23 protein-coding genes are annotated in these 24,291 nt (G+C 72.3%); 14 read left to right on the forward strand and 9 right to left on the reverse strand.

Features of this window, described 5'->3' with window-relative positions; translation table 11 throughout:
* Positions 1-5 precede the first annotated feature (5 nt).
* Positions 6-1,172 carry an L-2-hydroxyglutarate dehydrogenase gene (gene lhgD, locus KZQ38_RS20675; protein ID WP_219443774.1) on the reverse strand — a complete coding sequence of 389 codons (1,167 nt, stop codon included), beginning with the start codon at positions 1,170-1,172 and terminating at the stop codon, positions 6-8.
* A gap of 11 nt (positions 1,173-1,183) precedes the next feature.
* Entirely contained in the window at positions 1,184-2,059 is an 876-nt protein-coding gene (locus KZQ38_RS20680; RefSeq protein WP_219443775.1) for an LLM class flavin-dependent oxidoreductase, read from the reverse strand.
* A gap of 60 nt (positions 2,060-2,119) precedes the next feature.
* On the opposite strand from KZQ38_RS20680, the gene KZQ38_RS20685 reads away from it, so the two are divergent.
* The 10 genes from KZQ38_RS20685 to KZQ38_RS20730 all read left to right on the forward strand — a co-directional run bounded on the left by KZQ38_RS20685 (position 2,120) and on the right by KZQ38_RS20730 (position 13,763).
* A complete protein-coding gene (locus tag KZQ38_RS20685; protein ID WP_219443776.1) occupies positions 2,120-2,932 on the forward strand; it encodes an HAD family hydrolase in 813 nt (270 codons plus the stop codon).
* Positions 2,933-3,048: 116 nt separating this feature from the next.
* Complete coding sequence (locus KZQ38_RS20690; protein ID WP_219443777.1) at positions 3,049-4,146, forward strand: DegT/DnrJ/EryC1/StrS family aminotransferase; 1,098 nt, start codon at positions 3,049-3,051, stop codon at positions 4,144-4,146.
* Entirely contained in the window at positions 4,143-5,108 is a 966-nt protein-coding gene (locus tag KZQ38_RS20695; protein WP_219443778.1) for a Gfo/Idh/MocA family protein, read from the forward strand. Before KZQ38_RS20690 ends, KZQ38_RS20695 begins: the two co-directional genes overlap by 4 nt.
* A gap of 43 nt (positions 5,109-5,151) precedes the next feature.
* Positions 5,152-7,065, forward strand: coding sequence for a DUF6541 family protein (locus KZQ38_RS20700; RefSeq protein ID WP_219443779.1), 1,914 nt, complete (start codon positions 5,152-5,154; stop codon positions 7,063-7,065).
* Positions 7,066-7,092: 27 nt separating this feature from the next.
* Positions 7,093-8,088 (forward strand): glycosyltransferase family 2 protein, encoded by a 996-nt coding sequence (locus KZQ38_RS20705; RefSeq protein ID WP_308258504.1) that lies wholly within the window; start codon positions 7,093-7,095, stop codon positions 8,086-8,088.
* Positions 8,085-9,350 (forward strand): polysaccharide biosynthesis protein, encoded by a 1,266-nt coding sequence (locus tag KZQ38_RS20710; RefSeq protein ID WP_219443780.1) that lies wholly within the window; start codon positions 8,085-8,087, stop codon positions 9,348-9,350. Before KZQ38_RS20705 ends, KZQ38_RS20710 begins: the two co-directional genes overlap by 4 nt.
* Positions 9,351-9,360: 10 nt before the next feature.
* On the forward strand, positions 9,361-10,101 hold the full coding sequence (locus KZQ38_RS20715; RefSeq protein ID WP_372452266.1) for a glycosyltransferase family 2 protein: 741 nt from the start codon (positions 9,361-9,363) through the stop codon (positions 10,099-10,101).
* Between the two features lie 13 nt (positions 10,102-10,114).
* Positions 10,115-10,504: a DUF2304 family protein gene (locus KZQ38_RS20720; RefSeq protein ID WP_219443781.1), complete on the forward strand. Its 390-nt coding sequence runs from the start codon at positions 10,115-10,117 to the stop codon at positions 10,502-10,504.
* A gap of 47 nt (positions 10,505-10,551) precedes the next feature.
* Positions 10,552-11,736 carry a UDP-galactopyranose mutase gene (glf, locus tag KZQ38_RS20725; protein ID WP_219443782.1) on the forward strand — a complete coding sequence of 395 codons (1,185 nt, stop codon included), beginning with the start codon at positions 10,552-10,554 and terminating at the stop codon, positions 11,734-11,736.
* A gap of 137 nt (positions 11,737-11,873) precedes the next feature.
* Positions 11,874-13,763, forward strand: a complete 1,890-nt coding sequence (locus KZQ38_RS20730; protein WP_219443783.1) for a glycosyltransferase — start codon at positions 11,874-11,876, stop codon at positions 13,761-13,763.
* A 97-nt stretch (positions 13,764-13,860) separates the two neighbouring features.
* Here KZQ38_RS20730 and glfT1 read toward each other — a convergent pair whose 3' ends face one another.
* Genes glfT1 through KZQ38_RS20755 form a run of 5 tightly spaced genes read right to left on the reverse strand, consistent with a single transcriptional unit; the run spans position 13,861 to position 17,972 of the window.
* The gene (gene glfT1 / locus KZQ38_RS20735; RefSeq protein WP_219443784.1) at positions 13,861-14,757 is read right to left on the reverse strand and encodes a galactofuranosyltransferase GlfT1; all 897 of its coding nucleotides are present in this window, start codon (positions 14,755-14,757) and stop codon (positions 13,861-13,863) included.
* Positions 14,758-14,761: 4 nt separating this feature from the next.
* Positions 14,762-15,577, reverse strand: a complete 816-nt coding sequence (wzt, locus tag KZQ38_RS20740; RefSeq protein WP_219443785.1) for a galactan export ABC transporter ATP-binding subunit Wzt/RfbE — start codon at positions 15,575-15,577, stop codon at positions 14,762-14,764.
* Positions 15,578-15,591: 14 nt separating this feature from the next.
* Positions 15,592-16,503 carry a galactan export ABC transporter permease subunit Wzm/RfbD gene (gene wzm, locus KZQ38_RS20745; RefSeq protein WP_219443786.1) on the reverse strand — a complete coding sequence of 304 codons (912 nt, stop codon included), beginning with the start codon at positions 16,501-16,503 and terminating at the stop codon, positions 15,592-15,594.
* Positions 16,504-16,551: 48 nt separating this feature from the next.
* A complete protein-coding gene (locus tag KZQ38_RS20750; protein ID WP_219443787.1) occupies positions 16,552-17,400 on the reverse strand; it encodes a class I SAM-dependent methyltransferase in 849 nt (282 codons plus the stop codon).
* Positions 17,401-17,441: 41 nt separating this feature from the next.
* The gene (locus KZQ38_RS20755; protein WP_219443788.1) at positions 17,442-17,972 is read right to left on the reverse strand and encodes a bacterial proteasome activator family protein; all 531 of its coding nucleotides are present in this window, start codon (positions 17,970-17,972) and stop codon (positions 17,442-17,444) included.
* A gap of 190 nt (positions 17,973-18,162) precedes the next feature.
* On the opposite strand from KZQ38_RS20755, the gene KZQ38_RS20760 reads away from it, so the two are divergent.
* On the forward strand, positions 18,163-19,362 hold the full coding sequence (locus KZQ38_RS20760) for a cysteine desulfurase-like protein (protein WP_219443789.1): 1,200 nt from the start codon (positions 18,163-18,165) through the stop codon (positions 19,360-19,362).
* Positions 19,363-19,373: 11 nt separating this feature from the next.
* On the forward strand, positions 19,374-20,012 hold the full coding sequence (locus KZQ38_RS20765; protein WP_308258505.1) for a class I SAM-dependent methyltransferase: 639 nt from the start codon (positions 19,374-19,376) through the stop codon (positions 20,010-20,012).
* 4 nt (positions 20,013-20,016) lie between these two features.
* On the opposite strand, the gene KZQ38_RS20770 is transcribed toward KZQ38_RS20765, so the two are convergent.
* Entirely contained in the window at positions 20,017-20,988 is a 972-nt protein-coding gene (locus tag KZQ38_RS20770; RefSeq protein WP_219443791.1) for an NAD(P)H-quinone oxidoreductase, read from the reverse strand.
* A gap of 56 nt (positions 20,989-21,044) precedes the next feature.
* On the opposite strand from KZQ38_RS20770, the gene KZQ38_RS20775 reads away from it, so the two are divergent.
* Both KZQ38_RS20775 and KZQ38_RS20780 read left to right on the forward strand, forming a co-directional pair.
* Complete coding sequence (locus KZQ38_RS20775) at positions 21,045-21,692, forward strand: GNAT family N-acetyltransferase (protein WP_219443792.1); 648 nt, start codon at positions 21,045-21,047, stop codon at positions 21,690-21,692.
* A 65-nt stretch (positions 21,693-21,757) separates the two neighbouring features.
* Positions 21,758-23,269 carry a M28 family metallopeptidase gene (locus KZQ38_RS20780; protein WP_219443793.1) on the forward strand — a complete coding sequence of 504 codons (1,512 nt, stop codon included), beginning with the start codon at positions 21,758-21,760 and terminating at the stop codon, positions 23,267-23,269.
* Positions 23,270-23,302: 33 nt separating this feature from the next.
* Here the strand turns inward: KZQ38_RS20780 and ypfJ are convergent, their stop codons facing one another.
* Positions 23,303-24,211 (reverse strand): KPN_02809 family neutral zinc metallopeptidase, encoded by a 909-nt coding sequence (gene ypfJ, locus KZQ38_RS20785; protein WP_219443794.1) that lies wholly within the window; start codon positions 24,209-24,211, stop codon positions 23,303-23,305.
* Between the last annotated feature and the right edge of the window lie 80 nt (positions 24,212-24,291).

A 24,291-nucleotide genomic window follows, 5' to 3' on the forward strand; every position in this document is an offset into this window, starting at 1 on the left:
GGCTCCTAGTGCCGCGTCAGGTCCGCGACGTGCTTCGCGATCTCCAGCGAACCGGTCGCCCCTGGCGAGGGTGCGTTCAGCACGTGCACCTGGTTGGGCGCGGTCTCCACCAGGAAATCGTCCACCAGCGAGCCGTCCGGCCGCATCGCCTGCGCGCGCACCCCGGCCGTCGAGGGCACCAGGTCGTCCTCCCGCACGGCGGGCACCAGGCGGGCCAGGCTCGCCGCGAAGCGCTTCCGCGACAGCGACCGCAACACCTCGCCCAACCCCGTCCGGCCGTACCGGCGGGCCAGTTTCCAGGTGCCGGGGAACCGCGCGACCTCCAGCACGTCGCGGCCGGAGAAGTCACGCCACCGGTACCCCTCGCGACGCAGGGCGAGCACGGCGTTCGGCCCGCAGTGGACGGTGCCGTCGAGCATCCGGGTCAGGTGCACGCCCAGGAACGGCAGCGCCGGGTCCGGCACCGGGTAGACCAGGCCGCGCACCAGTTCGGGCCGGCGCAGCTCGAAATACTCACCGCGGAAGGGCACGATGCGCGCCGACGGCGTCAGCCCGGCCAACCCCGCCACCCGGTCGCTGTGCAGGCCCGCGCAGTTCACCAGCACGTCCGCCCGCACGACGCCCTGCGGCGTGGCGACCTCGACGCGCCCGCCCCGCGACCGGATCGCGAGCGCCGGTGAGTGCAATCGCAAATCGTGTTCCTTGAGTCGCTCGACCAGGGCGGCGCACACGGCGGCGAAGTCGATGATGCCGGTGCTCTCCACGCGCAACGCCCGCACGCACGCCACCTCGGGCTCGTGCGAGCGGGCCTCCTCGGCGGAGATCAGCTCCGCCGGCACGCCGTTCGCCTCGGCCCGCTCCGCGAGGGCGTGCAGGCGCGGCAGCTCATCGCGATCCGTGGCGACCACGAGCTTGCCGCACACCTCGACCGGTACGCCGTGCGCACGTGCGAAGTCGATCATGGACCGGTTGCCCGCCACGGCCATCCGCGCCTTGAGCGAACCCGGCCGGTAGTACAGGCCGGCGTGGACGACGTTGCTGTTGTGGCCGGTCTGGTGGGCGCCCCAGCGGCCTTCCTTCTCCAGGACCGTGACCCGGTCGCCACGCGTGGCGAGTTCGTTCGCCACGGCCAAGCCGACGATCCCGCCACCGACCACCACGATGTGCCGCACGGGCGGTGAATCTACGCGTGCCCGGCCAACGCGGGCAGCACTTCGGCGGCGATCTCCTCCAGCACCGACTCCCGCCCGGCGTACACGCCGTCGTGCCGCGGCCAGTGCACGACCACGTCGGTGAAGCCCAGCTCCTCCGCCCGGCCCACCGCGTCCTGGAACGCGCCGACGCTGGACAGCGAGTACACCGGGGCCGAGTCGAAGTTCAGGTACCGGTCGACGGCCCGACCCGTCGCGTGCCGCGCCTCGGCGAACCGGTCGGCCAGCTCGGCGACACCGCGCCACCAGGCGTCGAGGTCGTCGACCACCGGGCCGGTGGTGACCCAGCCCTGGCCGTGCTCGGCGGCGACGCGCATCGCCTTCGGGCCGTTCGCGGCCACCAGGAACGGCATCCGGGGCCGCTGCACGCCACCGGGCGCGCTGCGCGCGTCGACGGCGCTGAAGTGCTCGCCCCGGTACGTGGTGCGGTCCTTGCGCAGCAGCTCGTCCAGCAGCTCGACGAACTCGGCGAACCGGGCGGTCCGCTCGGCGGGCGTCCGCGCCGGCTCGCCGAGCACCTCGGTGTCGTAACCGCCGCCGCCCGCGCCGACGCCCAGCGTGAACCGGCCGTCGGAGATGTCGTCCAGGGCGAGCAGGTCGCGGGCGAACGGCACGGGGTGCCGGAAGTTCGGGGATGCCACGAACGTGCCAAGCCGAATGCGCTCGGTGACCATCGCGGCGGCGGTCAGGGTGGGCACCGCGCCGAACCACGGACCGTCCACCAGGGAGCGCCACCCCAGGTGGTCGTAGGTCCAGGCGTGGTGGAAGCCGTACTCCTCGGCGGCTTTCCACTTGGGCTCGGCGAACCACCAGCGGTGCTCGGGAAGGATGACGATGCCGGTGCGCACGGACGTACGGTAGCCAGGCGCACGTCCCGCCCCGCAGCCGGACCGGGCATCATCGGTGGTGTGGAAAGACCTGGACTGGTGGCCTCGGACGTCGACGGAACCCTGCTCAGCCCGCTGCACGAGGTGACCGGGCGCACGGCGGAGGCGGTGCGCCGCGTGGTGGCGGCGGGCGTCCCGTTCGTGCTCGCCACCGGCCGCCCGCCGCGCTGGGTGCCGGAGGTGGCGCAGGCCGCGGGCCTGGACGGGTACGCGGTGTGCGCGAACGGCGCGGTCCTCTACCACGTGGGCCAGGACCGGGTGATCTGGCAGAAGACGCTGGACCCGGTGCTGGTCGGCGACATCATGACCGCCCTGGACGACCTGCTGCCGGGGGTGGCGTTCGCGGTGGAGCGCACCGGCGCGTCGGCGTTCGACGAGACCGTGCCGCAGTTCATCGCCGAGGACGGCTACACCCACCCGTGGCCGGAGGGCCCGGAACCGGACGGCGACCGCACCGGGCTGCTCACCGTGCCGGTGGTCAAGCTGCTGGTGCGGCACCGGGCGATGACCAGCGAGGCCATGGCGGAGGCCGTGACCGGCGTGCTGGGCGACCAGGTGGACGTGACGTTCTCCACCGGCCTGGGTCTGGTCGAGCTGGCCGCGCCGGGCGTGACCAAGGCGACCGGTCTCGCCGACGTCGCCGAGCGGCTGGGCGTGGCCCCGGCGGAGGTCGTGGCGTTCGGCGACATGCCGAACGACGTGGACATGCTCGGCTGGGCCGGTCACGGCGTGGCCATGGCCAACGGGCACCCGGAAGCGCTGGCGGCGGCCGACGAGATCACCGGGCCGAACGCGGAGGACGGCGTCGCGATGGTCCTCGAACGGTGGTTCTGACCCGGCACGCCGGTCAACCCACGCCGGGTGCCGCACGTCCCGGGAGGTAGCGTGGTGCCCCGCGTACCAGGCCGAAGCGCCGTGCCCGTTGTCCCGAAGTGCGGAGAGACTGCTGAATGATCCCCATCACTGTCGTTGACGTGGCGGCGGCCGAGGAGTTGGTGCTCCAGGTGCTGCGCTCCGGAGCCATCGCGCAGGGCCCCATGGTCAAGCGGTTCGAGGATGAGTTCGGCAAGGTCGCCGGCGTGCCGCACGCGGTCGCCGTGAACAACGGCACCACCGCGCTCGTCGCGTCGCTCCAGGTGCTCGGCCTCCAGCCCGGCGACGAGGTGGTGACCTCGCCGTTCACCTTCGTGGCGACGCTCAACGCGATCCTGGAGGCGGGCGCGACGGCCCGGTTCGCCGACATCTCCGAGGACGACTTCAACCTGGACCCGGCCGCCGCGGCGCGAGCCGTCACGCCGCGCACCAAGGTCCTGATGCCGGTGCACCTGTACGGGCAGATGGCCGACATGGGCCGCCTCGCGCCACTGGCCCGCGAGCACGGCCTCGCGGTGGTGGAGGACGCGGCGCAGGCGGTCGGCGCGACGTTCGAGGGCAGGCCCGCCGGCAGCTACGGCCTGGGCTGCTTCTCGCTGTACGCGACCAAGAACATCACCACCGCCGAGGGCGGCGTGATCACCACGTCCGACGACGACCTCGCCGACCGGCTGCGCGTGCTGCGCAACCAGGGCATGAGGGCGCGCTACCAGTACGAGGTGGCGGGCCACAACTACCGCATGACCGACGTGCACGCGGCGATCGGCATCCCGCAGCTCGAGCGGCTGGCGGAGGTCACCGAGGCGCGGCAGCGCAACGCCGAGGCGTTGACCAAGGGCCTGGCCGACGTGCGCGGCCTGAAGACGCCGGCGGTGCTGCCGGGCCGCACGCACGTGTGGCACCAGTACACGGTGCTGGTCACCGACGACGCCCCGGTGAGCCGCGACGAGTTCGCCGCGAAGCTCACCGAGAAGGGCATCGGCAACGGCGTGTACTACCCGAAGACGGTGTTCGACTACGACTGCTACCGGGACAACCCGAACGTCGTCGCGGCCGACGTGCCGGTGGCCGAGCGGGTGGCGCGGCAGGCGTTGTCGCTTCCCGTGCACCCGAAGCTCACCGACGCCGACGTGGACGCGATCGTCGGCGCGGTCCGCGAGGTGCTCGGCGCATGAGCGGCACTCCCCGCATCGCCCTCGTCGGCGTGGGTTCGATGGGTTCCCTGCACGCCCGCGTGACCAGCCAGAACGACCGCTGCGAGCTGGCCAGGATCGTCGACCCGCGGGAGGAGGTCGGCCGGGCCGTCGCCGAGACCTACGGCGCGGCCTGGACCCCCGAGGTCGGCGACCTGTCCGACATCGACGCGGTCGTGCTGGCCTCCGCGACCGAGACGCACCACGGCCTCGCGTTGCAGGTGCTGGAGCAGGGCAAGCCGCTGCTGGTGGAGAAGCCGGTGTGCGCCGACCTCGCCGAGACCGAGGAGGTGCTGGCGCTCGCCGAGAGCCGCGGCCTGCCGATCATGTGCGGCCTGCTGGAGCGCTACAACCCGGCGGTCATGACGGCGCTGGAGCTGATCACCGAACCCGTGTACGTGTCGGCGGTGCGGCACTCCCCGTACGCGCCACGCATCCGCACGGGCGTCGCGTGGGACCTGCTGGTGCACGACGTCGACCTGGCGATCCGCTGCATGGGCGGCGCGGAGCCGGTCCGGTTCTCGGCGGGCGTCGGCCAGTTCCACCCGGACTCGGCGCCCGGCGCGGAGGACCTGGTGAACACCCTGATGGGCTTCCCGTCGGGCGCGCTCGCCGCGGTGTCCGCGAGCCGCATCGGGCAGCGGAAGATCCGCACGCTGTCCATCACCGAGCTGGACCGCCTCATCGAGGTCGACCTGCTCACCCGCAACATCACGATCTACCACCACGTCTCCCAGGACGCGGCGACGCCGGACGGCCGGGGCTACCGGCAGCAGGCGATCATCGAGATCCCGGAGCTGGTGACCGCGCGGGAACCGCTGGCCACCCAGCTCGACCGGTTCCTGGACCTGATCGAGGGCCGGGTCGACGCGGACGCGGAACGCGCGTCGATCCTGCCGTCCCACCGGGCCGTGGCCGCCGTGCGCGCCCAGTCCGGCGCATGACGAGCACCACCACCGGAGCACGGAGAGCGCAGAGGAACCGCAGATGATCGCCCTGGTCGTCCTGGCCTACTGGGTGCCGGGACTCGCCTTGGGGCTCGCGTTGCGGCTGCGGGGTTGGACCCTGGCCGCCATCGCCCCCGCGTTGTCGTTCGGCATGGTGTCGCTGGCCGTGGTCGTGCTGCCCCGGCTGGGCGTGGCCTGGCACCTCGGCACGGCGCTGCTGTGGTCGGCGGTGCTGGTCGCGGTCGCCGCGGCGGCCACCTGGCTGGTGCACCGCCGCGCGCCCGACCACACCGACGCCGTCGAGCCGGCGCACAGCCGGCGGGACCACCTGCTGGTCGGCGGTGGCGTGGTGCTCGGCATGGCGTGGGCGGTGTTCACGTACCTGCGGGGCGTGAAGTCGTTGCACGCGGTCAGCCAGGACTGGGACGCGCCGTACCACGCCGCCGCGATCCGGCGGATCGGCGTGCACGGCAACCTCGCGCCGGCGGACCTGGCGACGCTCGCCAACACGCCGGGCAAGGAGAACTACTTCTACCCGAACACGTTCCACTCGCTGCTGGCGCCGGTGTTCGACGTCGGCGGGCTCGACATGGCCGTGCTGCTGAACGTGTCGGCGCTGATGGTGCTGCTGATGTGGCCGCTGGGCATCGCGGCGTTCGGCCTGGCGTGGCGGCTGCCGCCGGTCGCGGTGGCCGTGGCGGCGCTGGTGTCGACGTGGTTCGGGACGTTCCCGTACGACCTGCTGTGGCGTGGTCCGCTGTGGCCGTTCGTGACGGCCGTGGCGTTGATGCCCGCGGTGCTGGCGCTGCTGCGACCCGTGGTGGATGGGCGGCGGGGCATCGGGCCGCCGGTCGCCATCGCGGTGTCCCTGGCGGGCCTGGTCGGGCTGCACACCAGCCTGGCGTTCGTGGTCGCGATCTACGGCGTGCTGCTGGTGCTCGCGATGCTGTTGAGGCTGGAGAAGACCGACTGGCGGCGGTCGTGGCGACCGCTGGTGCTGACGGTGGTGCTCTGCGGCGTGTTCGCGGTGCCCGTGGTGCTGCCCGCGCTGGTGAACGTCGGCGGCATCACCGGGGCCGAGTGGCCGGTGCTGGGCACCGCGTTCGGCGGGTTCAAGCAGGCGGCGTTGTTCTCGTCCAGCGACGCGCCGCCGTTCTACTGGCTGGGCGTGCCCGCGTTGCTGGGCTGCCTGCTGCTGCTGTGGCGGCGGCGGGTGGTGTGGGCGGTCGCGGCGTACGGCGTGTTCGCGGCGATGTTCATCTCGGCCGTGTCGCACATGGTGCCGTTCCTGTCCGTGCTGACCGGGCCGTTCTACAACGACGCGTGGCGCATCGCGGCGTTGTTCCCGCTGGTCGGCGCGATCGCGGTGGGCGAGTTCGTCCACACGGCGGGCACGGGTGCGGCGGCGTTGCTGGCACGTCGGGCGAACCGGCCGCGCCTGGTGGCCGCGCTGCCGGTGGCGGGCGCGGCGGTGCTGGTGGCGGTGCTGGCGGTGGGCAGCGGCGGTTACCTCGGCCCGAACACCAAGCGCCTGGGCTGGCACTTCAACGGCGACGTCGTCAGCGACGCGGAGGTCGAGGCGTACCGGTGGCTGGGCGAGCACGTCCGGCCCGGCGAGGTCGTGGCCAACGACGTGCGCGACGGCGCGGTGTGGATGTACCCGCTGGCGGGCGTGACGCCGCTGAACTGGAACTACTACGGCCCGCCGGAGAACAGCGACGCGTGGTGGTTGGAGCACAACTTCAACCGGATCGACGTCGACCCGAAGGTCCGGGAGCTGGTCGACCGGAACAACATCCGCTACGTGATCCTCGGCGAGGGCATGGTGCAGCGGACGGGTGAACGCGCGCCGGGCCTGGTGGGCCTCAACCGGGTGCGGCACCTGAACAAGGTCTACGAGAACCCCGACGCGGTGATCTACGAGGTGCTGCCGGAGGGGGCCATCACCCCCTGACCGGACGGCCGCTGGATACTGTGCGGCGTGAGCCCGCCCAGCCTCAGCATCGTCATCCCGGTGTTCAACGAGCCCGACTGGATCACCCGATCGGTCGGCGCGCTGCGCGTCGCGCTGGACAACGCGCGGTGGGACGCCGAGATCGTCGTGGTCGACGACGGCAGCACCGACGACACCCCGGCACGCCTGGCCGAGCTGCCCGGCATCACCGTCCTGACCCAGCCCAATGGCGGCCGGTTCGCCGCCCGCGCCGCCGGTATCGCCAAGGCGTCCGGCGACCTGGTGCTGATGCTGGACAGCCGGGTCGTCCTCGCGCCCGGCTCGCTGGTGTTCCTCCGCGACCAGATCCTCCGGCACCCCGAGCGCACGGTGTGGAACGGGCACGTCAACAGCGACGACCCCGACAACCCGTACGGCGCGTTCATGCAGGGCCTGGTGGCCGTCGGGTGGCGGCGGTACGTGGCGAACCCGCGCCTGACGTCGTTCACCGCCGCCGAGTTCGACGCGTTCCCCAAGGGCACCGGCCTGTTCCTCGCGCCGCGCCGCCTGCTGGAGGAGGCCACCACGTCGTTCTCCTCGCTGTACGACGACGTGCGGCTGGCCAGCGACGACACCCGGATGCTGCGGTGGATCGCCGAGCAGGGCCCGATCTTCATCGCGCCCGACTTCGCCGCCGACTACCACAGCCGCGAGTCGCTGGGGAAGTTCACGCGGCACGCCTACTTCCGCGGCAGCACGTTCGTGGACGGCTACCTCGACTCGCCCGGACCGGTGCGCAACGCGGCGTTCGTCGCGGCCGGCGTCGGCGTCGCGGGCGTCGCGCTGGCGCTGCGCAAGCCGAAGACCGCGCTCCCGCTGCTGGTCGGCGGCTCCGCGGCGGCCGGCGCGGTGGTGCGCAAGTGCGGCGGTTCCACGACGCAGTCGCTCGCGGTGGCCAAGCTGCTGCCGCTGTTCGCCGCGTGCTTCGGGGCCGGTGTGCTGCGCGGCCTCGCGCTGGCGGTGCGGAAGCGGCTCGGCAGGTGAGCACCGCGCCGGTGGCGGGCCGGTCCCTCGGCGCGGTCGGCATCGCGACGCTGGTCGCCGCCGGGCTGGGGTACCCGCTGCTGATCGTCGCCGCGCGCGTGCTGTCCCAGGCCGACGCCGAGGTCTTCCTGACCTTCTGGGGCCTGCTGTTCGGCGCCGGCTCGGCGTTGGCCCCGATCGAGCAGGAGGTGTCGCGGCAGGCGGCGCTGGCCGACGTGGCGGGCCGCCGCACCGGGTTCGCCGCCGTGCAGGTGGCGGCGGTGTGCGCGGTCGGCGTGCTGCTGCTCGGCCTGGTCGTGCTGCTGCCGCCGGTCAGCGACCGGCTGTTCGGCGCGGGCGGCGGCGCGGTGGCGGTGGTCGCGGCCGTCGGCGCGCTCGGGTTCGCCGCCCAGTTCGGGTTGCGCGGCCTGCTGGTGGGTCACCACCGGGTCAAGCCGTACAGCGGGCTGGTGGTGACCGAGGCGCTGGTGCGCGCGGTCCTGCTGGGCGGGTTCGCGGTGGCCGGGCTGAGCGGCCTGGTGCCGCTGACCGCCGCCGTGGCCGCCGGTTCGTTCGCGTGGCTGGTGTTCGCGGTGCGCGGCCGGGACCTGCTGGACCCGGGCACCGGGCGCGAGCCGTGGGGCGTGGTCGCCCGGCGGATGTTCGTGCTGGTGCTCGGCGCGGGCCTGACCGCGAGCGTGCTCACCGGCTACCCGGCGGTCGTGCGGCTGTTCAAGGTTCCCGAGGACGGCGACGCGTTGTCCGGGCTGTTCCTCGCGCTCACCGTGGCGCGGCTGCCGCTGCTGCTGCTCTCGCCGGTGCAGGCGATGGCGGTGCCCGCCGTGGTGCGCCTGTCCGCCGACGCGGACGGCAGGCGGCGGTTGCGGGTGTTGCTGGCCAAGGGCGCGGCGGGCGCGGTCGGCGTCGCGGCGGTCGGCGCGGCGCTCGGCGCGTTGCTCGGGCCGTGGGTGGTGCGGCTGGTGTTCGGCGCGGAGTACGTGGTCGAGCCGTGGGCCGTGGCCGGGTTGGTGTGGTCGTCGATCCTGCTGGGCGCGGTGATGCTGCTCGCGGCCGTGCTGGTGGCCCGGCAGCGGGTCACCGCGGTGCTGCTGCTGTGGGCGTTGGTCGCGGTGCTGAGCGTGCTGGTGCTGTGGCTGTCGCCCGGTGACATCGTCGTGCGCGCCGTGCTGGGACTCGTCGTCGCGCCGACGGCCGGCCTCGCGCTGGGCGGGTGGCTGGTGCTGCGGGAGCGTGCCGACAACGCCGCCGACGGCACTCGTTAGGCTGTTCAGCGTGTCTGACTCGGTCGACCTGCGTCGCGTGCTGGTCGTTCTCCCGGCGTTGAACGAGGAGAACAACATCGACAAGATCGTTGCCGAGGTCAAGGCCCAGCTCCCCGACGCCGGGGTGCTCGTGGTGGACGACGGCTCGACCGACCGGACCAGCGCGCGGGCGCGGGAGAGCGGCGCGCACGTGGCGCGGCTGGCCGTGAACCTCGGCGTGGGCGGTGCCATGCGCACCGGCTTCCGGTACGCCGTGCGGCACGGGTACGACGTGGTGGTGCAGGTCGACGCGGACGGCCAGCACAACCCGGCCGAGGTGCCCGAGCTGCTGCGCGAGCTGGCGCACGCCGACCTGGTGATCGGCGCGCGGTTCGCGGGCAAGGGCGACTACCGGGCCCGCGGTCCGCGCCGCTGGGCGATGAAGTTGTTCTCCGTCGTGCTGTCCGCGCTCGCCGGGACGAAGCTGACCGACGTGACGTCCGGGTTCAAGGCCGCCGGGCCGCGTGCCGTGGCGTTGTTCGCCCGGCACTACCCGGCCGAGTACCTCGGTGACACGCTGGAGTCACTGGTCATGGCCGTGCGGGCGGGCCTGAAGGTGCGCCAGGTGCCGGTGGCGATGCGGGTGCGGATGGCGGGTACGCCCAGCACGTCGCCCGTGAAGTCCGCCGTCTACCTGATGCGCGCGTCGTTGGCGCTGCTGCTGGCGCTGATGCGCCGCAAGCCCGCGATGAACCCGCACGAAGCCGCCTAGGAGGTCGGACGCCATGCCCCAGTGGCGGTTGTTGATCGTCGTGCTCGCCGTGGCGGTGCTGCTCGTCGTCGTGGAGATGATGCGGCGGCGCAAGCTGCGTGAGAAGTACGCGGCGATGTGGCTGCTCGTCGGCCTCGGGGTCGTGGTGCTCGGCGCGGTGCCCGGCCTGCCGACGTGGCTCGCGGGGCTGACCGGCGTGCAGCTCGCCGCGAACTTCCTGTTCGCGGTCGCCGCCGTGGTGCTGTTGTTCGTGGTGTTGCAGCTCAGCAGCGAGGTGGGGCACCTGGAGGAGGAGGTGCGCACCACGGTGGAGGAGATCGCCCTGCTGAGGTGCGAGCTGGAGGACGTGAAACGCGAGCTGGACGCCCGGGTCGCGGCGACCGAGGAGCAGCTCCGGCGGTAGCGCCCCGGGAGCTGTCACGGCGGGTCACTGCCGTACCCTCAAGTGCCGTGAGCTTCGCAGGATATGACCTGATCGTGGTCGGTTCCGGCTTCTACGGCCTGACCGTCGCCGAGCGTGCCGCCAGCCAGTTGAACAAGCGCGTACTGGTCCTCGAACGGCGTGAGCACATCGGTGGCAACGCGTACTCCGAGGCCGAGCCGGAGACCGGGATCGAGGTGCACCGGTACGGCGCGCACCTGTTCCACACCTCCAACAAGCGGGTTTGGGACTACGTCAACCAGTTCACCGAGTTCACCGGCTACCAGCACCGCGTGTTCGCGATGCACGCCGGCACGGCGTACCAGTTCCCGATGGGGCTGGGCCTGATCACGCAGTTCGTCGGCCGCTACCTGTCGCCGGACGAGGCACGCGCGTGGGTGGCCGAGCACGCCGCCGAGGTCGACGCCAAGGACGTGACGAACCTGGAGGAGAAGGCGATCTCGCTGATCGGCCGCCCCCTCTACGAGGCGTTCATCCGCGACTACACCGCGAAGCAGTGGCAGACCGACCCGAAGGAGCTGCCGGCCGCGGTCATCAGCCGGCTCCCGGTCCGCTACACGTTCGACAACCGCTACTTCAACGACACCTACGAGGGCCTGCCGGTCGACGGTTACACCGCGTGGCTGGAGAAGATGGCGGACCACCCGAACATCGAGGTGCGGCTGAACACCGACTTCTTCGACGTCAAGGCGGAGATCCCGGAGGGCACGCCCGTCGTCTACACCGGCCCGGTCGACCGCTACTTCGACTACGCCGAGGGCTGGCTGGGCTGGCGCACGCTCGACTTCGAGCAGGAAGTCCTGCCCATCGGCGACTTCCAGGGCACCTCGGTCATGAACTACAACGACGCGGACGTGCCGTTCACCCGCATCCACGAGTTCCGGCACTTCCACCCGGAGCGGGACTACCCGACCGACAAGACGGTCATCGTCCGCGAGTTCTCCCGCCCGGCGGAGAAGGACGACGAGCCGTACTACCCGATCAACACCCCCGAGGACCGCGCCAAGCTGGAGCGGTACCGCGAGCTGGCCAAGCGCGAGGCGGCCGAGCGCAACGTGTTGTTCGGCGGCCGGCTGGGCACCTACAAGTACCTGGACATGCACATGGCGATCGGGTCGGCGCTGACCGCGTTCGACAACCGCATCGCGCCCCACCTGACCGAGGGCACGCCCCTCGACGGCGCCCTGGACTGACCCGCCCGCCACCGCGTCGCCCCTGGCGGGCGACGCGGTATGGTCGCTGGTATCACCTGAACCCGCACGGCCACCGGTACGCGTGGCCGCCCGGACCCGATCTCGAACCGCGCCGCCGGTTCGCCGGAGGAAAGCACGTGACCGAGCACAGCTCCAGTGGCGGAATCGACCAGAGCCAGGTGCTCCAGCGGGTGATCCTGCCCCGCGACGAGGACCCGCTGGACGTCCGTCCGCTCTACCTGGACGAGCCCGAGAACGTGCACTCGCACGTGGCGTCGCGCCGTTCGGTGACCGTACCGGCGTCGGCGAAGGTGTCCTTCGCCTCCTACTTCAACGCCTTCCCGGCCAGCTACTGGAAGCGCTGGACGGTGGTCGAGGAGGTCGTGCTCCGGCTGCACGTGCGCGGCGCGGGCCGGCTGGACGTGTACCGGTCCAAGCCCAACGGCGACCCGATCCACCTGGACGGCCGCCCGCTCCGTTCCGCGGACGGGTGGACCGACGTGGAGTTCCGGATCAGCCTGAAGCCGTTCGAGGACGGCGGCTGGATCTGGTTCGACGTGTTCACCGACGACGCGACGCTGGAGATCGGCGAGGCGGCGTGGACCACCGACCAGGTGCTCCCGCCGCAGCAGGTCGCCATCGGCATGACCACCATGCGCCCGGTGGATGCCGTCATCGCGTTGCGTGCGCTGGGCGAGGACCCGGCCGTGCTGGACGTGGTGGGGAAGGTCTTCGTCGCCGACCAGGGCGCCGTGAAGGTCCGGGACACCGAGGGCTACGCCGAGGCCGTCAAGCTGCTCGGCGACAAGCTGGAGGTCATCGAGCAGGACAACCTCGGCGGGTCCGGCGGCTTCACGCGTGGCCTGTACGAGGCGATCGAGCACACCGACGTCGACCAGATCATGCTGATGGACGACGACATCCGGCTGGAGCCGGACGCGGTGCTGCGCTCCAACGCGTTCGCCCGTGCGGCGGCGCAGCCGGTCATCGTCGGCAGCCACATGCTGAACCTCCAGGCGCGTGCCCGGCTGCACAGCATGGGCGAGGTCGTGGACCTCGCGTCGGGTTACTGGCGCCCCGCGCCGGGCGCGGTCACCGACCACGACTTCGGCGAGGAGTCGCTGCGCGAGACCGAGGAACTGCACCTGCGCATCAACTCCACCTACAACGGGTGGTGGATGTGCCTGTTCCCGCGCGAGGTCGTGCAGCGCACCGGCTACCCGCTGCCGCTGTTCATCAAGTGGGACGACGCGGAATACTCGCTGCGCGCCCTGGAGAACGGCTACCCCACGGTGTCGCTGCCGGGTTCGGCGGTGTGGCACATGCCGTGGACCGACAAGAACGACGCGACCGACTGGCAGGCGTACTTCCACACCCGCAACCGGCTGGTGATGGCGGCGCTGCACAGCCCGTACGACATCCGGTCCACGCTGCTCAAGCAGGGCATGAAGCTGTCGCTGCGGCACCTGCTGTCGATGGAGTATTCGACGGTCGCCGTGCAGCAGAAGGCGATCGAGGACTTCCTGGCGGGCCCGTCGAAGCTGTTCGACTCGCTGCGCACGGCGTTGCCGGAGATCCAGGCGCTGCGCCGGACCTACACGGACGCGCAGGTCCTCCCGTCGGCCCGCGAGTTCCCGCCGCCCACGTTCGACATGGTGCGCGCGGAGGCGATGCTGAAGCCGCCGACGAACCCGGCGACCATCGCGGCCGAGGCGGCGAAGGCGCTGGTGCACAACCTGCGCGCGCCGGAGATCTCGACCGCGGAGCGCCCGCAGATCAACGTGCCCGCGACCAACGCGCGCTGGTTCCTGCTGGGCAACCTGGACTCGGCGACGGTCTCCAACGCGGACGGGTCGGGCGTGGCGTTCCGCAAGCGCGACCCCAAGGAGTTCCGCCAGCTCATGGCGCGGGCGGTGCGCAACTACCGCCGGCTGGGCCAGGAGTGGCCGCGGATGAAGCAGCTCTACCGGGACGCCCTGCCGGAGCTGACGTCGGTCGAGGCGTGGCGGAAGGTCTTCGAGAACTGACCACCGGGGGAGCGGCGCACGCGCCGCTCCCACCCGGTTGCCGCGCGGTCTCGACCGGGAATCGGGTGGTGCGGGCTCGGCCGGTCGGCCGAGCCGGTCACTTGCGGAAGAACTTCTCCCGCTGCCCCTGGCGGACCAGGCGCACCCACTCCAGGAACGCCTTCGGGTCCTTGCGCACGCCGATGAAGTACAGGCCGAAGCGGAAGAACTCCAGCGCGCCCAGCTTGCGCATACCCGGCTGGGAGAGCAGGTAGCCGCGGTTGCGGTACGTGTAGTAGCGCTTCACCGGGTTCTCCGGGTCCTGCGCGTGGAACCGGCCGCCGAGCATCGGCTTGAACTCGTCCGAACCGTCCGGGTGCAGGTAGGCCACCTTCAGCGACGTCCCGAACGGCACGCCGCTGCGGACCAGGCGGCGGTGGACCTCCACCTCGTCGCCCCGGAAGAACAGGCGGTAGTCCGGCACGCCGACGACGTCCACCGTCGAGGCCCGGAACAACGCGCCGTTGAACAACGACGCGATACCGGGCAGGAAGTCCACGCCCAGGTCCGCCGCGCGGCGCTTCCACGTCAGGCCGCGGCGCAGCGGGAACGCGAGCTTCTCCGGCTGGTCGATGTTGGACACGACGGGCGAGATGGCCGCCAGCCCACGCCGCTCCGCCTCGGCGAGCAGCACCTCCAGCACCGTCTCGTCGGCGGGGCGGCCGTCGTCGTCGGCCAGCCACAGCCAGTCCGCGCCCAGCGACAGGGCGTGCAGCATCCCCAGCGCGAAACCACCCGCGCCACCCAGGTTGCGGTGCGACGCGAGGTAGGTGGTGGGGATCGGGCACTGCTCGACGAGGTCCGCCACCGGCTGGTCGGGACCGTTGTCCACGACGACCAGGTGGTCCAGCGGTCGGGATTGCGACGCCAGCACCTTCAGCGACTGGGCCAGCAGCTCGCGCCGGTGGCGGGTCACGACGACCCCGACCACGGACCCCTTCGGCAACCCGCTCACGGCTCTACTCGCCACCGTTCCCGCTCATCACCGGCGCCTGGCCGATGCGCTCCAGTGTGTCCGGGCTCAGGTGCTCGTACGGGTCACGGCCCTTGTACGCCTTCACGACCTCGCGCAGCGAGCCGTGCATCTTCAACCGGCCCTCGTCCATCCAGATCGCGGAGCTGCACAGCTCGACCAGGAAGTCGTCCGAGTGCGAGGCGAACACCAGGATGCCGGACCGCTTGACCAGGTCGTTGAGCCGGTCGCGGGCCTTCTCCAGGAACGCCGCGTCGACCGCGCCGATGCCCTCGTCCAGCAGCAGGATCTCGGGGTCGATGGAGGTCACCACGCCCAGCGCGAGCCGCACCCGCATACCCGTGGAGTACGTGCGCAGCGGCATCGAGAGGTAGTCGCCCAGCTCGGTGAACTCGGCGATGTCGTCGACCCGCTTCTCCATGTCCTTGCGGCCCATGCCGAGGAACAGGCCGCGGATCATGATGTTCTCGTACCCGGAGATCTCCGGGTCCATGCCCACGCCCAGGTCGAAGACGGGCGCCACCTTGCCCTGGATGCGGGAGCTGCCCCGGGTGGGCTCGTAGATGTTCGCCAGCAGGCGCAGCAGGGTGGACTTGCCCGCGCCGTTGTGGCCGACCAGGCCGACGCGGTCGCCGTGCCGCAGCGAGAGGGTGATGTCGTGCAGCGCCTCGATGATCGGGACGCGGCCCTCGGCGCCGATCCGGCCGCCGACCTTGCCCAGCGCGAGCTTCTTCAGCGACCTCGACTTCGCGTCGAAGATCGGGAAGTCGACCGAGGCGTTCCAGACGTCGATGCTGACCATAGGTTCGGCCTCACTCAGACCCAGTAGGAGACGCGGGAACGGTAGTTGCGCAGCGCCAGGATGGCCAGCGCCCACCCCACGACGGTGAACGCGCCGACGACGACCCAGTGGTGCCAGCTGAGCGCGTGGCCGATCAGCGGCGCGCGCACGATCTCCAGGAAGTGGTAGATCGGGTTGAACTCGGCGATGAGCACCTTCCAGCTCGCCTCGCCGTTGGTGAACTTGTTCAGCACGCCCACCGGCCACACGATCGGCGTCATGAAGAACACGAGCTGGATGAAGCTGTGGATGACCGGCGGGATGTCCCGGAAGCGGGTGCTGATGATGCCGAACAGCAGGGCCACCCAGACGGCGTTCACGGTGAGCAGCGCGAACCCGGGGATGGCCAGCAGCACCGTCCAGGAGATGCCCGGGTGGGGAACGATGTCCCCGTCCATCTTGTACTCGTGCGTGAGCGTCGGGAAGAACACCGCCAGCACGACCACGTAGACCACGAGGTTGTGCAGGAAGAACAACACCTGCCGCCACACCATGCGCAGCACGTGCACGGTCATCGGCGCGGGCAGGTGTTTGATCAGGCCCTCGTTGGCGATGAACACCTCGGTGCCCTCGGTCACGCAGCCGAGGATGAAGTTCCAGACGATGAACCCGACGGTGATGTAGGGCAGGTAGGTGCCCAGCTCCTGGCCCAGCAGCTGGGAGTACAGCAGACCGAGCGCGACCGCCGTGGTGCCCATCGAAATGGTGATCCACAACGGTCCGATGATGGACCGGCGGTAGCGCTGCTTGATGTCCTGCCAGCCGAGGTGCTCCCACAGCTCCCGCTGCCGCCATGCGTCGCGCACGTCGCCGAACGCGCGTCCGAGCGTGCGCGAGTCGGATGCGAGGGGAGCCGCTGGAGAGTCGACCGTACTCGTCTGCTGCACGAGTATTGAGACTACCGGCGACGGGGAGGTCCACCTGTCGCCGGGCTGTCACGGTGCGGTCACCGCCGTCGACCTGCCGTCCGACGCGCTGGTGATTTTCACGATCACCTGTTCGTGGTCGTAGGTGTATCCCGCGTAGCGGAAAGCGACGCCGGCACGTTCCGCGTACTCCGTCCACGCCCGGTATTCGTGGTCTCGCCACCCCGGGAAGTTGAAGAACTCGTCGAACACCACCACGCTGCCCTCCACCAGGCGGGGTCCGACCAGGTCGAGCACGGTGCGCGCGGACGTGTAGAGGTCGGAGTCGACGTGCAGGAACGCCACCGGGCCGGGGTGGCGGTCGAGGAAGCCGGGCAGGGTCTCGTCGAACCAGCCGACGACCAGTTCCGCGCCCCGCACGTCGGGTGGCCGCGGCACGTCGAACGCGCCTGCCGGGAACCCGCTGCGCCAGTGCTCGGGCAGGCCCTGGAACGAGTCGAACCCGTACACCTCCCGCCCGGCCAGGGCGGAGGCGATGACCTCCAGCGTCGCGCCCGCGTACACGCCGAACTCCAGGGCCATGCCCCTGGCCTCGACCAGCGTGAGGGCGTGCTCCAGGGTCGCGCGGGGGTGGTCGAAGTGCGGTGCGGCGGTCATCTCGTCGCGGACGAACCGGGCGCTGTCCGCCGCCGCCTCCCGCTCGCCCGCGAACACGATGTCCCGCCGGGACCGCACCTCGAACCGCCGCAGGTCGTCGGAGACCCGGTCGAGGCCGCGCAGCACCTCGCCACGCAGCCGGTCGACCTCCGCCTGGAGCCGGTCGACCCGCTCCGCGGTGGCGCGGTGGTGCGGCGCGACGGCCTCGCCCACCACCCGCGCCAACTTCGCGCGCACCCCGCTCTTCCACCGGTCGAGCACGTCGACCCCTCCTCCCGCTCGCCGGCCCACCGCCGGCGGGCCTAGAGGTACTGGCCGCCCCGGAGCTGGCTGTGGTCGCCGTGCTCGGCAGCACCCGACCCGGCGGGCAGCGCCCGGCCGCGCATCTGCTCCAGCTGCACGCGTGCCGCCATCTGCTGGGCGAACAGGGCCGTCTGGATGCCGTGGAACAGCCCCTCCAGCCAGCCGACGAGCTGGGCCTGCGCGATGCGCAGCTCCGCGTCCGAGGGCGTGCCCTCCTCCGTGAACGGCAGCGACAGCCGCTCCAGCTCCTCGCGCAGCTCCGGCGCGAGCCCGTCCTCCAGCTCGTCGATGGACCGCTTGTGGATCTCCTTGAGCCGGTTGCGGGACGCCTCGTCCAGCGGGGCCGCCCGCACCTCCTCCAGCAACTGCTTGATCATCGTGCCGATCCGCATCACCTTGGCCGGCTGCTCGACCAGGTCGGTGACGTCCGTGCCCTCCTCACCCGCGGCGGGCACCCGGGCCGCGCCCACCGGCGTGCCGTCCGGCCCGACCACCAAGACCTGACGCTCGTTCTCCGCTGCCTCGCTCATACCCCCATCCTGACGCGGTCACACCCCGCCCCGCGAACCGGGTGCCGCCCGCGCGAGCGGCCCCGAAGCCCGGCAAAAGGATCATCGGCACCCAAATGGCCGACCCGCGGGCAGTGCGCCTGGTCACGTCGGCGCGCCACGTGCGGCCCCTGCTGTCGCCCGTCCCGGCGTCCTCCGTACGGTGTGCGGCATGGCGTTCGACGTCGCACGGGTCCGTGGGCTGTTCCCCGCGCTCGGCGACGGCTGGGTTCACTTGGACGCGCCGGCGGGGATGCAGGTCCCCGAACAGGTGGCCACGGCCGTCTCCACCGCGCTGCGCGCACCGGTTTCCGGACCGGGCGGCATATTCCCGGCCTCGCAACGCGCCGAGGCCATCGTCGACGCGGCCCGCCGGGCGGTCGCGGACCTCGTCGGGGCCGACCCCGCGGGCGTGGTGCTGGGTCCGAGCAGCGCCGTGCTGCTGCAACGCCTCGCCGACGCGGTCTCCGAGAGCTGGTTCCTGGGCGACGAGGTGGTCGTGTCGCGCCTGGACCACCAGTCCAACATCGCGCCGTGGCAGCGCGCCGCCCAGCGCACCGGCAGCGTGGTCCGCTGGGCCGAGGTGGACATCGAGACGTGCGAGCTGCCCGCGTGGCAGTACGACGAGCTGATCACCGACAAGTGCAAGCTGGTCGCGGTCACCGCCGCCGCCGGTTCCGTCGGCACCCGCCCGGACCTGGCGAAGATCGCCGCCGCGGCCCGCCGCACCGAGGCGCTGGTCGTCGTGGACGCCTCGTCGGCCGCGCCGTTCGTGCCGCTGGACATCACGGCGATGGACGCGGACGTGGTGGCGGTGTCGGCCAACGCGTGGGGCGGCCCGCCGGTGGGCGCGCTGGTGTTCCGCGACCCGGCGCGGCTGGACCTGCTGCCCTCGGTCGCCGTGGAGCCCGGCGCGCGGGGTCCCGAACGGTTGGAACTCGGGCCGCACGCCTACCCGCTGCTGGCCGGCCTGGTGGCGTCGATCGAGTACCTGGCGGGTCTGGACGACGCCGCCGTGGGTCCCCGGCGGGAGCGGTTGCTCACCTCCTTGGGGTCGGTGAAGGCGTACCAGGCGGGACTTCTGGCTAATCTCATCAACGAACTGCGATCGCTCCGTCACGTCATGGTGATCGGCGACGCCATGCGGCGGGTCCCCGCGCTGGCGTTCACGGTGGCCGGCGTGAAGTCGACCGATGGCGTCGAGCACCTGTCCGAGCGCGGGGTCTGCGCGTTCGCCGACTCGGGTCAGCACGGCGTGTTCTCGGTCCTGGGGGTGGGCGAGGTCGGCGGCGCGGTCCGCGTCGGCCTGGCGCACTACACGAACGCGGTCGAAGTGGACGAACTCGTGCGGGCGGTCGCCGAGCTGGGTTAGCCGGAGGTGTGGTGGACGACGTTCTGACCAGGGAACTGGCCGACATCGCCGCGTTGCACCGCCTCAGCCCCCTCATGTCCGAGTACCTGCCGTCGACGGCGCACGAGCTGCGCCCGGCGGCGCTCGCGGCCGTCGTCGACGAGGTGCTGCTCGGGTCGCGCACGGTCATCGTGGAGTGCGGTTGCGGCGCGTCCTCGGTGGTGCTGGCCCGGCTGCTGGCGCGGCGCGGGTTCGGGCACCTGCTGTCCATCGAGCACGACGAGCGCACGGGCGCGTTCGTGGCCAGCCAGCTCCGCCGCGAGGGGCTGGGTCACGTGGCACGCGTGGTGCACGCGCCGCTGGCGGCGCACCCGGCCGCGCTGGGTGGCGCGCGGTGGTACCACCCCCGGCTGGTGCACGACGAGGTCTCGGCGTACGTGGAGCGGTACGGGCTGGTGGACCTGCTGCTGGTGGACGGCCCGCTGCCGGGCGAGGCGCGCTACCCGGCGCTGCCGGTGTTCCGGGCCGTCCTCGCGCCGGGCGCGGCGGTGCTGGTGGACGACGCCGAGACCACCGACGGGACCGTGCTGGGGCGGTGGGCCGACGAGTTCGCGCTCCGCTTCCGCACCGCGCCCCGCACGTCGCTGGCCAGCGCGACCGCGCTGGCCTGAGCGCTCAGAAGGCCAGCACCAGCTTGCCGAACACGTCCTGGCCGTCCTCCAGGGCGCGGTGGGCGTCGGCGGCGCGCTGGATCGGCAGCACGTCGTGCACGACCGGCTTCACGTCGCCCGCCGCGATCAGCGGCCACAGGCGGTCGCGGACGTCCCGCACGATCCGGGCCTTGCCGTGCGGCCCGTCCACCGGCCGGCCACGCAGCCCGGTGCCGGTGACGCTCGCCCGCTTGGTCAGCAGCGCGCCGACGTTCAGCTCGCCCTTCGCGCCGCCCTGGAGGCCGATCACCACCAGCCTGCCGTCCCGCGCCAGCACGTCCACGTTGCGGCCCAGGTAGGAGCCGCCCATGTTGTCCAGCACGACGTCCGCCGCGCCGACCTCGGCCACGAAGTCCTGCGTCCGGTAGTTCACGGTGATGTCCGCGCCGAGTTCCCGGCAGCGCGCCAGGCGCTCGGCCGAACCCGCCGTGGTCGCCACCCGCGCGCCGAGCGCCTTGGCGACCTGGATCGCGTGCGTGCCGATGCCGCCCGCGCCGCCGTGCACGAGGAACGTCTCGCCCGCGCGCAGGCCCGCGCCCATCACCACGTTGGACCACACCGTGCACGCCACCTCGGGCAGCGACGCGGCGGTCACCAGGTCCACACCGGCGGGCAGCGGCAGGAGCTGGCCCGCGGGCACCACCACCCGTTCGCCGTAACCGCCGCCCGCGAGCAGCGCGCACACCTCGTCGCCCACCTGCCAGCCGGTGACGCCGGGGCCGAGCGCGGCGACCGTGCCGGAGCACTCCAGGCCCAGGATCTCCGACGCGCCGGGCGGCGGCGGGTAGTGGCCCTGCCGTTGCAGCAGGTCGGCGCGGTTGACCGCGGTGGCGGCGACGGTGAGCAGCACCTCGCCCGGACCCGGCTCCGGGTCGGGCGCCTCCGCCCAGTGGAGCACGTCGGGACCGCCCGGTTCACGAATCATGATCGCGCGCATGGCACCGACGGTAATCCGGTCGCCGTCCGCCCGCGGCGCGGGCACCATCAACGGGCATGGACCCCTGGCCTTACCGTCACCTCGTCCTCCGCACGCCGCGCCTGGAGCTGCGCCCGGACGACGACGCCGGCCTGCTCGAACTGGCCGAGGTGACGCTGAGCGGCATCCACCCGCCGGACGAGATGCCGTTCGGCGTGGAGTGGACCGACGAGCCGCGCGAGAAGCTCGGCGTGCAGACCATGCAGCACTACTGGTCGGTGCGGTCCGCGTTGTCCGCCGAGGGCTGGACGTTGAACTTCCTGGTGCGCCTGGAGGGCCGGGTGATCGGCGTGCAGAGCCTGCACGCGGACGACTTCGCCGTGGTGCGGGAGGTCGGCACCGGGTCGTGGATCGGGCAGCGGTACCAGCGCCGGGGGCTCGGCACGGAGATGCGGGCCGCCGTACTGCTGTTCGCGTTCGACCACCTCGACGCGCTCACCGCGCGGTCGAGCGCCTTCACCGACAACCCGGCGTCGCTCGGGGTCAGCCGCCGGCTCGGCTACCGGCCGGACGGCACGTACCTCCAGGTCCGGCGGCGTGCGGTGGCCACCCAGACGCGGCTGCTGCTGACCCGCGAGTGGTTCGCGCGACCGGAGTGGCAGCTCGAGGTGGCCGGTGTCGAGCCGTGCCTGCCCGTGCTCACGGGGCGAGAAACCGCCGAGTGAGGGATTGCCGGCGCGCGCCCCACGGGTGAGGGTTCCCGGCAGCCCGACTGGAGGGGAGTTCGCTCATGTCAGGTAGCACCGGGATCCGGCGCGTGGCGGTCGTCGCCGCGGCGGCGTCCCTCGCGCTGGCCACCGCGCCGGCCGCCGACGCCGCGCCCGGCCTCGACGGCCCCGCGTTGGCCAGGAAGCTCACCAGGGACGTGACGGTGGACGGCGTCAACCGCCACCTCATCGCCTTGCAGCGCATCGCCGACCGCAACGGCGGCAACCGCGCGGCGGGCACGCCCGGCTACGACGCGAGCGTGGACTACGTGGTGGGCAGGCTCAAGGGCGCGGGTTTCGACGTCAGCACGCCGACGTTCACCTACCAGGCGCAGGTCAACGACGCGGCCGTGGTGAAGGTGGGCGCGACGTCCTACGAGTTCCTGCCGATGACGTACACGCCGCAGACGCCCGTCGGCGGTGTCACGGCCGTGCTGCGTGCCGTGCCCGAGGACGCGACGCCCGGCTGCGAGGCCGCCGACTTCGCGGGCCAGGACTTCACCGGCGCGATCGCGCTCGTCCGGCGCGGCGCGTGCTCGTTCGACGTCAAGCACCGCAACGCGGCGGCGGCGGGCGCGGTCGCCGTCGTCATCGCCAACAACGTGCCCGGCCACCTCGACAGCGGGACGCTCGGCTCGCCCGGCGTCGTCCCGACCGGCGGGGTGTCCCAGGCCGACGGTGACGCCCTGCGCGCCCGCGCCGGGCAGCAGGTGACCGCGGACCTCCGGTTCCACCAGGAGGACCGGGTGTCCCGCAACGTCATCGCGCAGACGCGGACCGGTCGCCAGGACAACGTCGTGTTCGCGGGCGCGCACCTGGACAGCGTCGGGGTCGGGCCCGGCATCAACGACAACGGCACCGGCTCGGCGGGCCTGCTGGAGACCGCGCTGCGGCTCGGCGGCTCGCCGCGGGTGCACAACGCGGTCCGGTTCGGCTGGTGGGGCGCGGAGGAGCTGGGCCTGCTCGGCTCGACCGCCTACGTCCGGTCGCTGACCTTCGAGCAGCAGCTCGACATCGCGCTGTACCTGAACTTCGACATGATCGGCTCGCCGAACGCGGCCTACTTCGTCTACGACGGCGACGACTCCGACGGCGTCGGCGCGGGACCCGGCCCGTACGGCTCGGGGCAGATCGAGCGGGCGTTCGTCGACTACCTGACGGTGGAGAAGCGCGTCCAGGTCGAGGGCACCGACTTCACCGGCCGGTCGGACTACGGCGAGTTCATCCGCCAGGGCATCCCGGCGGGCGGCCTGTTCACCGGCGCGGAGGGCGTCAAGACGCCGGCGCAGGCGGCGAAGTGGGGTGGCCGGTCGGGCGTCGCGTACGACCCGAACTACCACCTGCCCGGTGACAACCTGGGCAACGTGGACCGGCGGGCGCTGGACCGCAACTCCGACGCGTTGGCGTGGGTGACCGCGTCGTACGCGATCAGCACCGAGGACGTCAACGGGGTGCCGTCGCGCCCGCGGCGTGCCGAGGCGCGGGCCGCGTCGGCACGGGTGGCGCACGTCGAGTCGCACGCCGCGGTGGCGTGAGCGCGGGGGGCCGGTCCGGCGGGCCGGCCCCCGTCAGCCGAGGTTGTCGGTGTCGAACGTGTTGCAGCGCGTCGGGTCGCCCGTCTCGAAGCCGGTCGTGTACCACTTCTGGCGCTGCGCCGAGGAACCGTGCGTGAACTGGGTGGTGTCGACCCGGCCGCCGCCCAGCTCCTGCTGGATGTAGTCGTCGCCGATGCGGGCCGCCGCGTCCAGCGCCGCCGCCACGTCCTCCCGCGTGACACCGGTGATCAGCGGCTTGCCGGACGCGCTCGGGACGGTCGAGGCGTGGTTGGCCCACGCGCCCGCGTAGCAGTCGGCCTGGAGTTCCAGCCGCACCGAGTCCGACTTGGGGCCGCTGCGCGTGCGCACCCGCTCGGACGTGCCGAGCTGGTTCTGGATGTGGTGGCCGTACTCGTGCGCCAGCACGTACGCCTCGGCGAACGGCCCGCCGGTCGCGCCGAACTTCTGCCGGAGTTCCCGGAAGAAGTCCAGGTCGATGTACACCTGCGAGTCGGCCGGGCAGTAGAACGGGCCGACGGCGGACGTGGCGTTGCCGCAGCGGGTGCGCACGCCGCCGGAGAAGAAGTTCGTCTGCGCCTGCTGGTAGGTGCGGCCGGAACGCGCGAACTGGTCGGTCCAGTAGCCCTGGATCGAGTTGATGAACGCCACCGCGCGGCAGTCCGCGTTCTTGTTGGCGTCCGCGCCCGTGCGGCACTTGGTCTTGATGGCGTCCGAGCCGACCTGCTGGTTGGCGTTGACGTCGCTGAAACCGGACCCGGCGGGCAGTTGGCCGCCACCGCCGAGCTGGGAGAGCACGAAGTAGATGATCAGGCCCACGACACCCAGGCCGCCGCCGCCCAGCGCCACCCGGCCGCCGACACCGCCGCCGCGCTGGTCGGAGACCTGGGAGGTGTCCAGCTCCGCGTCCTCGTTGAACTGCACCGCTCGCCCTCCAAAGGCCGTTGCACAGGCGGCACCACGATAGACCCACCCGGCCCGGTGCGTGCGATGCGAAGCGACCG

This window comes from Saccharothrix obliqua (assembly GCF_019375475.1).
GTDB classification, from domain to species: Bacteria; Actinomycetota; Actinomycetes; order Mycobacteriales; family Pseudonocardiaceae; genus Actinosynnema; species Actinosynnema obliqua.